This is a genomic window from Methylocystis sp. (assembly GCF_051061225.1).
In the GTDB taxonomy this organism is placed as follows: domain Bacteria; phylum Pseudomonadota; class Alphaproteobacteria; order Rhizobiales; family Beijerinckiaceae; genus Methylocystis.
Map to the genome: position 1 here is coordinate 1 of NZ_JBPFEB010000132.1, position 8328 is coordinate 8328.

At 59.3% G+C, this 8328-nt stretch carries 8 protein-coding genes and 1 pseudogene; 6 read left to right on the forward strand and 3 right to left on the reverse strand.

Features of this window, described 5'->3' with window-relative positions; genetic code table 11:
- Positions 1 to 140: 140 nt before the first annotated feature.
- Positions 141 to 890, forward strand: a pseudogene (locus ACR652_RS23450) (Mu transposase domain-containing protein); the annotation flags it as partial.
- Complete coding sequence (gene istB, locus ACR652_RS23455; protein WP_434508895.1) at positions 887 to 1696, forward strand: IS21-like element helper ATPase IstB; 810 nt, start codon at positions 887 to 889, stop codon at positions 1694 to 1696. The pseudogene ACR652_RS23450 and the gene istB, both read left to right, overlap by 4 nt.
- Before the next feature lie 46 nt (positions 1697 to 1742).
- On the opposite strand, the gene ACR652_RS23460 is transcribed toward istB, so the two are convergent.
- Both ACR652_RS23460 and lysM read right to left on the reverse strand, forming a co-directional pair.
- A complete protein-coding gene (locus tag ACR652_RS23460; protein WP_434508896.1) occupies positions 1743 to 1985 on the reverse strand; it encodes a hypothetical protein in 243 nt (80 codons plus the stop codon).
- A 440-nt stretch (positions 1986 to 2425) separates the two neighbouring features.
- Positions 2426 to 2872 (reverse strand): peptidoglycan-binding protein LysM, encoded by a 447-nt coding sequence (gene lysM, locus ACR652_RS23465; protein ID WP_434508897.1) that lies wholly within the window; start codon positions 2870 to 2872, stop codon positions 2426 to 2428.
- 473 nt (positions 2873 to 3345) lie between these two features.
- On the opposite strand from lysM, the gene ACR652_RS23470 reads away from it, so the two are divergent.
- From ACR652_RS23470 to ACR652_RS23485, 4 genes are all read left to right on the forward strand, one after another.
- A complete protein-coding gene (locus ACR652_RS23470) occupies positions 3346 to 3600 on the forward strand; it encodes a hypothetical protein (RefSeq protein ID WP_434508902.1) in 255 nt (84 codons plus the stop codon).
- A gap of 358 nt (positions 3601 to 3958) precedes the next feature.
- Positions 3959 to 4156, forward strand: a complete 198-nt coding sequence (locus ACR652_RS23475; protein ID WP_434508898.1) for a hypothetical protein — start codon at positions 3959 to 3961, stop codon at positions 4154 to 4156.
- A 643-nt stretch (positions 4157 to 4799) separates the two neighbouring features.
- Positions 4800 to 5963, forward strand: coding sequence for an NADH-quinone oxidoreductase subunit D (locus tag ACR652_RS23480; RefSeq protein ID WP_434508899.1), 1164 nt, complete (start codon positions 4800 to 4802; stop codon positions 5961 to 5963).
- Between the two features lie 657 nt (positions 5964 to 6620).
- The gene (locus tag ACR652_RS23485) at positions 6621 to 7031 is read left to right on the forward strand and encodes a hypothetical protein (protein ID WP_434508900.1); all 411 of its coding nucleotides are present in this window, start codon (positions 6621 to 6623) and stop codon (positions 7029 to 7031) included.
- A 566-nt stretch (positions 7032 to 7597) separates the two neighbouring features.
- Here the strand turns inward: ACR652_RS23485 and ACR652_RS23490 are convergent.
- A complete protein-coding gene (locus ACR652_RS23490; RefSeq protein ID WP_434508901.1) occupies positions 7598 to 8065 on the reverse strand; it encodes a MaoC family dehydratase in 468 nt (155 codons plus the stop codon).
- Positions 8066 to 8328 lie beyond the last annotated feature (263 nt).

Below are 8328 nucleotides of genomic sequence, written 5' to 3' on the forward strand. Positions count from 1 at the left end.
CTCCCTGCCGCCAAGGGGAGAAGCATCGGTGAGTCGGCGCGCCGACCGGGCTTCCAGGGCATGCCCTGGAAGCCCGGTCGTCACGAAAACTGGGGAATTTTCAAATGCCATAACTGGGGAGATTTAATCCGCCACTGACACATATCAAAGCCGCGCTTGAGGACGAGCTGCTGTTGCGCGGCTCGCGCGACTTCGACGATCTTCCTGCCTGGCGAAAGTTCGTCGACGAGCTCGTCAGCCGGCGCAACGCCCGAAACGCCGCACGCATCGATCTCGAACGCGCCGACCTGAAGGAGCTGCCGCCTCGCAAGACCTCCGACTTCGAGGAAGAGCGCATCAGGGTCACCTCGTCGAGCGCCTTCACCGTGCGCAAAGTCTTCTACACCGTGCCGTCCCGGCTGATCGGCCACAAGCTCCTGGTGCGCCTCTATGACGATCGGCTCGAGGTCTTTCAGGGATCGACGCATCTGTTCGACCTGCCGCGCGGCAGGCCGAGGCCTAATGGCAAACACGGACATGTCGTCGATTATCGGCACGTCATTCATTCTCTTCGCCGCAAACCCATGGCGCTGCTCAATCTCGTCTACCGGGACCAACTCTTCCCCCGGCGCGCCGATGCCAGAGCCTTCGACGCGCTGCTCGCCGAGGCTGGAGAAAAAGCGGCGTGCAAAACCATGGTTGGTTTGCTCGCCCTCGCGCATGAGCGCGTCTGCGAAGCGGAACTCGCCGCCGCGATAGAGGAGGAGCTCGACGCAGGCCGTCTGCCGGATCTTGCCCCGCTCACCGAGCGCTTTGCCCCGAAAGCTGCTGCAGCGCCCAATGTCATTGTCGCGCTGCCGGACCTCACGGTCTATGACGCGCTTGCCTCTCTCGAAGGAGCGGCGGCATGAAAGCGAACGACAAAATCGATGCCGCTCACGTCGATCTCCTTCTCTCCGAACTGCGCCTCTCCGGCGTCAAGCTCGTCTGGAGCGCGCTCGCCGCCACCGCCGACAAGGAAGGCTGGCCCGCCGCACGATTCCTTGCCGCGCTCGCCGAGCAGGAGCTTGCCGATAGAGGGCGACGCCGCTTCGCCCGACATCTCACGGAGGCCCGCCTGCCGCCTGGAAAAGCCCTCGACGCCTTCGACTTCGACGCCGTGCCGATGGTCTCGAAAGCGCAGGTGCAGGCTCTCGCCGCTGGCGACGCCTGGCTCGAAAAGGGCGCCAATCTGCTGATGTTCGGTCCACCCGGCGTCGGAAAATCCCATCTCGCGGCGGCCCTCGGCCTCGCGCTGATCGAGAATGGTTGGCGCGTGCTCTTTGCTCGAACGACGGACCTCGTCCAAAAGCTGCAACTCGCCAGACGCGATCTTGCTCTCGAGGCGGCGATCGACAAGCTCGACAAATACCACCTCCTCATCCTCGATGACCTCGCCTACGTCGCCAAGGATCAGGCCGAAACCAGCGTCCTCTTCGAACTGATCAGCGCACGATATGAAAGACGCTCTCTTCTCATCACGGCAAATCAACCGTTTGGCGAATGGGGAAAAATCTTCCCCGATCAAGCCATGACGCTCGCCGCCATCGACAGGCTCGTCCATCATGCAACAATCTTCGAGATGAACGTCGACAGCTATCGGAGAAAAGCGGCGATCAAAAAATCTCAAGGACCTGGCCGACCCGCCGCGCGCGCGACAATCAAATCCTCATCCTGATTGTCGCTCCACGACAATCAAAGCAAACATAAAAAATCCGCTTGCCTTATTGTCGCTCCGCGACAATCATCCCAACACCGCGACCGAAAAGTATCATCCTGATTGTCGCACTCTTCTCACGCAGATTGTCGCGCCATACGTTGTGCCATTTTTCGAGCTTTTCAAGCCATGGCTTAGTTTCTGCGGTCGCCTTTGCGTGGGCGAGGGCTTCGTGAACGAGCTCTAACTCGTCCAAAAGGCCCTGTTTCCTCGCTTGGAAAATGGCTCCAAAATTTGCCTTGTCGCTCATCGCCCACTCCGAAGGATGGCAAGAGGCCGCCGATACGCTTCGCTGTCCGACCATCCCGCCGTGAGGATTCCGGCTATTGTCTACAAAACTGACACAGCACCTGTTCGCCTTGTTGGTCGAAGCTGACCAATAAGTTACCCGGATCGCCATGCGCTACGCCGGTTGCTGCATGAGTAGCTATTTCCCCCCATAAGCCCAGGCGCAACCTGTTCACCATGCATTTCCTCTTCGCGCCAACGCACGCGTCGTTGGCGCAACAGTCAAAATCTAGAACTCTGAGGCAAATCACTGAGGGCGTCTCGTTCCCAACCTCCCGGAAGGCCGTTAATCTGGATCAAACAGAAACACGGAAAACGCCCCCAGCCAGTTTCGTGGAACAGCGCCAGCTTTGATCGCTTCTGCTGGCGAGTCCCGCTCGGTGGCGCTGGGAGTCGGACCTGTTAGGGAGAGTGCTTTGGAATGCGCAGCTTCTGGCCGGGGTAAATCTTATTGGGGTCCTTCAGTAACGGCCTATTCGCCTCATAGATCTCTGCGTATTTGGCCCCCATTCCTTTGCCGTAATGCGATTCGGCGATCTTCCAAAGCGTATCACCCGCCCGCACGGTGTACAACTTCGACTCCGGATCGGCGCTCACGGCGACGATGTTGTTTTCGATTTGCGCGACCCCCCTAATGTTTCCTGTAACAGAACCAATTTTTTCCACGTCCGCCGTCGTGGACGCGTTTCCACCGAGCGTCACCTTGCGTCCGTCAACCTTGATATCGATCTTAGATGTGTCGAGACCGTGCTTCTCAATTTCTTTCTTTACTTCATCAGCAGGCGGGGCCGTTGCGGAGCGGCCTAACGCGGACTTTCCTTTGCCGGTCAAGAAATCGAAAAGGCCCATGTTGATCTCCCGTCGAACGCAGCCCTTCAGCGAGGCCAAGCTAAAACACCTAGAATGAAGGGAGTGTTCCGCAATTTGAATGGGCCAGACTAAGGTGCGCCCGCCCGCAACCTGAACCGCTATGTGCCCCTGTGTGTGTGCTAACTCAATCCGAACTTGGGGAGGCTGCCTGCTGCCTTTCATGGTGCGAGCGGTAGTAATGCGAGCATATACATCCCAATTGAGGAAACTGACTACTCCTATAAGTTCCGCCGCTTTCTGTAGCTCCGGGGTCTAGCAACCATTTTGTCTTCAACCGCATCGATGATCTGGTAGCGTCCGCTCTTGGCGATAGGAGCAGTTTCCCGACAAAATGTCCAAGAGCGAACCTCTGGCTCAAGTTTTCAAATAGGGCGTCCCGATCCGGCGCGGACGGGGAATTCCTCACAACAAGATGCATCATGACATCCGGGACGGCCTGTTTCTTGCGTTAACTGCGCAAGGGGCTTCCGCGCAAGAACTATGGTCAAGGCTCCTCGCGCGAGCAGGCCGCCGCCGCGCCAGGTTATGGTCTAAGGATGGTGGTCACGGAGAGCTTCGCCCGGATCCATCGTCAAAATCTCATCAACTACGAAGCTCTCCCCTCGTTTTTATTTGTGAGGCAGATTATGACGGTCTCGCCGTCGGTGACACGCTATGGGTGGAAGACTTGCGGAAGACCCTCGCGCGCAGCGACAGGATTATATTGAGATCCGGAGACGCCGCGATTGAGGCGCGTCATGGCCTGCCGCCCGACCAAGTCAAGGTTATACGCGCCGGCGGCGTCGCGAATTTCCGTCGAGCTAACGTGGATGAGGGACACAAGGGCACCGTGGATACGCCGAGCATCTAACATCTAAAACAGCCCCTTGTCACGAGCCCGTTGGGAAGCCTCCGCTCCTCACTCTGGTGACGAATACTGACCCAATCGAGAACTTGCGCAAGTTGAAACCTTCGCTTTGTGCCCTATGAATCCGGGGAATCCGACCACCGCGAGCGAGGCGCGTTACACGCATGGCGCACCAACGCCTAAGCAAGCAACCATTGAACCTTCGAGTGGAGACAGCTATGACTGCGGCAGAAAAGCTCTTTCGTGAGATCGAAGAGCTAAAAGAGGCAATCCAAATCGATTGGGATTATTTGAATTCCAATGTTCACAGAGAGGAGGAGCGGGTGCGGGTGCGAAGCCATTTAGATCGATGTGAGGACGAACTAAGAAGGCTGACGGAAATGTATTCGGCTTGCGTGGGCGGAGCTCAGTTATAATTAGCCCAGTATCGCCGCCAGCGTGGAAGCAAATCGTCCAGCGCGGTTTCAACGCTATCTTCGCCCCTCTATCGCGCGAGCGTCATCGAGCGCCTCGGGCCGGGAAGATCCCGCAGGCTGTCGAGCGCAAAGTCTTCACGAAAACGAGCTGCACCCACGTGATCCGCGCACCGCGCATCCGCGCGCGCCGCGATATTTCTTGAACGCTGCCGGCGCCATCCGAAACGCAGCCAACCTTCTCAGTTGGGAGGCGGCGGCAGGCCATGGGCGGCGCATTCGCGCTCGTGAAAGGCCCAAGCCTGCGGCATTCTACCGCCCGGTTTCTTCCAATAGCAGTTTACGCAAAAACAGGCGACCCTAGCGGGATGCCAGCTTTGGCATGAGCGCCAAGAGCCCTCATTCGCCTGGCTGAGAAGGGGCGCGGGCGTTGCGGCGAGCGAGACCCGCTTTGGCGCGTCGAAGGTGCATTACCCGAATCATGGTCGGAACCCCCCTGCCCTCGTGACCGTTCTGACCTCGCAGCGTCAGGGTTTGCCTCTACGATGCGGAGCTACCCTCAAAACCTCACCTTCAGTAGCTCTCTGACGAAAGGCCAACGCCATTGAATTGGGCCCAAGCCAAAGGCGACTCGCAAAGAAGCTTCATGGTCAATTTCGGGCCGGTACATCCAGCCGCCCACGGCGTGCTCCGATTGGTACTGGAGCTTGATGGAGAGGTGGTTTTGAGAGCCGATCCTCATATCGGGTTTTTGCACCGGGGAACGGAGAAATTGATTGAGGATAAAACCTATCTGCAAGCGTTGCCTTATTTCGATCGTCTCGACTATGTCGCCCCCATGAACCAAGAACACGCTTTCTGTCTGGCGATTGAAAAGCTCCTGGAAATCGCGCCGCCCCTGCGCGCGCAACTCATTCGGGTTCTTTACTGCGAGATTGGCAGGTTGCTTTCGCATCTCTTGAACGTCACGACCCAAGCCTCTGACGTCGGGGCCTTGACGCCTAATCTGTGGGGCTTCGAGGAGCGCGAAAAGCTCATGGTCTTCTACGAGCGAGCCTCGGGCGCGCGGATGCATGCAAATTATTTCCGCGTTGGAGGCGTCCATCAGGATGTGTCGGTACAGCTTCTGGAGGATATTTACGCCTTTTGCGAGCCGTTTCTCCGAGTCTGCGACGACTTGGACGCCATTCTTGGGCAGAATCGCATTTTCAAAGAGCGAAACGTCGGCATCGGCCGGATTAATCTTGAACAGGCATGGGCGCGAGGCTTTTCCGGCGTGATGGTCCGAGCATGTGGCGCGCCTTGGGATCTTCGTAAGGCGCAGCCCTACGAATGCTATGAGGCGCTCGATTTCGACATTCCCGTCGGTTCGCATGGCGATTGCTATGACCGCTACTGCGTGCGGATGGAGGAGATGCGCCAGTCCGTGCGGATCATGAAGCAATGTTTGGACAGGCTGCTATCCCCGGAAGGCGCCGGGCCAGTGATCATCCAAGACGGCAAGATCGCCCCTCCCAAGCGTCGGGTCATGAAACGCTCAATGGAAGCGACGATCGAGCACTTCAAGCTATTTTCTGAGGGCTTTCGCGTTCCCGCGGGAGAAGTCTACGCGGCTGTCGAAGCGCCGAAGGGCGAGTTCGGCGTCTATCTAATCTCGCAAGGGACAAACAAGCCCTACAGATGCAAAATCCGAGCTCCGTCCTTCGCCAACCTGCAAGCCATGGATTACCTCTCAAACGGCCATATGTTAGCTGACGTTTCCGCAATTGTCGGGTCGCTCGATATCGTCTTTGGCGAAATCGATAGATAAAACCTTTCAGTTTCTAGAAATGCCTATCACTCGTAGGCTCATTCGCCATGTGATTGGCTTCATCTAACCGACGAGGCAGGCCGAAGACGATGTTTTTGCCAACCGCCTGCAGTATGCGATCGACAAGCGCGCCGATGTTGGCGTAATATATAGTCAAATGGTTGCGCCCAGAGCCGCCCAGCCCTCATCCTGCTTGAATCGAGAGCCGTGCTTTTGCGACAATCTTGCAACGCGGCGACGTCCTGGATGCCGGGGGTTCTGGCATCGAGCAGAGGTCCGCCTCGGAAGGACGCGAACCCAATTGCGAAGATCATCGCTGCATCGACGAGATCCTGAACAGACGCAACTCCCTTCCGGATAAATTCGACGCAAGCGTTGAGAAACGGCAAAACGAGCCGGTCGATCATTGCGTCGTCGGGCTCTGGCGCGGCGTCACGCTTCTTCGGCTTGCCGGCCGAATATCGTAAAGGCCCTTGCCTTTCCTGAGCCGGAGTCGGCCTGTGCGGAAACGTTCGCCATGGTCGTTCGGGCGGTTCCCAGACGAGACCCGACATAGCATGGCCCGTCGATCACGAAAGCGGCCGGCGTCGCTTGCGACGGGAAAGCCCTTGCAATCGGGGCCCAGGCTTCCACCTCACGACAAGAAAATCCGGCCCCATGCCAACTGAAGAGGGCGCCGTCGTGGGTTATTCAATCCTTCACGGAAGCGACACGGACTGGTGCGAAACGGCGGGCGAATGTCTGGAGCGGGTCATGATACTTCAAGCGCAGGCCCGGCCCGACATCCGCATTCTCGGCCCAGACGGCGCCGAGGTCTGGCTCGGCCGCCTCGAAGCGCTCCACAAGCAAGAAGTTGAAGCGAAGCATCTTACCCGGCCACAAAGGCCTTCCGGCGCGTCGGCGCGGGGGCGCGCGAGCGCCCCCGTCGCCGATCGCATACACGTGGCCGCCACTCTCGTAGCCGTGGCCCTCCTGGGCGCGCTTATCACCGTCAGCGTCACCTTGCGTCCAGAAAAACAGCCCGGCGCGCGGGCACCCGACCCCGTCGACGCTGGCCAGCACAAATGAAAAGACGACAGCGCAGCCGCCGGCCGAAGCGAAAAGGATGATCTTCGTATGTTGGCTGCCGGCCTGAGCGTTTCCTTCGCTAGACTCGATCTTGACGACGCCCGCAAAAGCGCCGCAGCCATCGAGGGGAAAGGGTCCCTCCTTCCCGGGGGCGAACGCCCATAAAGCTTCTCGCAAGGTTGAGATAGGCCGCAAGAATCCTTGAGCCAATCCGAGACCTCAAGGCCGAGCGTTTCGCTTGGTCCGTCGCCCTTGAACACCTCCGCGCGAGCCTCGATGATCTCAGTGATGAGGCCGTCGGGCGCAAAGGGGGCCAAGGCCTTAAGAACCGCGCCGCCCGCATCGCATCGGCGGCGCCCCCGAGCCTGTCGGGCGACGACGAAGACGACTTCAAAGGGACTCGCTCGACCAAGCGCTCCAAGGGGATGGTCTACTCCGTCTCCGACTTATCGCCCCGGCGCGGCGGAAACGGGCGCCGGCAAAGAACGCTTGGGATCGCAGCCATACGGTCCGCGCGGGCGGTCTCGATCCAGCCCCTACGCGCCTCGTCGTAACGGATGCAAGAGCTACCGCGCCTCGGAGCCGCCTGGGCCCCGCCGGGGCACAACAAGATTGCCGATCTGGATCTGCACTGCTTCGTCGTTCTGGTTCAAGGTTGAGATCCGCACCCTGATCATGCCTTGGGTCGGTCGGGACTTTGAGGGATTCACCTCAAGCACCTCGCCTTCGACACGCAGCTCGTCGCCGGGGCGCACGGGCCGTGGCCACCGGAACTCATCGAAGCCGGCGCCAATGACGCCGCCGACTGGCTTGAGATCGCTCTCAACAACGAGGCGCATCGTGAGCGCCGCCGTGTGCCAGCCGCTTGCAGCCAAGCCATTGAACATAGTGTCCCGGGCGGCCACCTCGTCGAGATGGAAGGGCTGGGGATCGAACTTGGCGGCGAAGGCCTTGATCTCCTCCGCAGTGACCCGAACGCGGCCAGCGCTAAAGGTCTGACCGGCGGCAAAGTCCTCGAGATAGCGCCCGCTCATTTGGAGCCTCATTTTTCGAGCTGCCTCCGGCGGCGGAGCAGCCCACTTTGGCTTTTAATCGGCTTTTACCACTTCTCGCCGTACCGGCGAGCCTTGGCCTCGAAGCTCCCCGGGCGTTCTTGGCTGTGAGTGCCGGACGTAAACTCCCCAAATGTGCCGATTGAAAATTCCCCAGTTTTCGTGACGCCCGGCCTTCCAGGGCATGCCCTGGAAGGCCGGGTAGCGCGCCGACTCACCGATGCTGCTCCCGTTGGCGGGAGGGA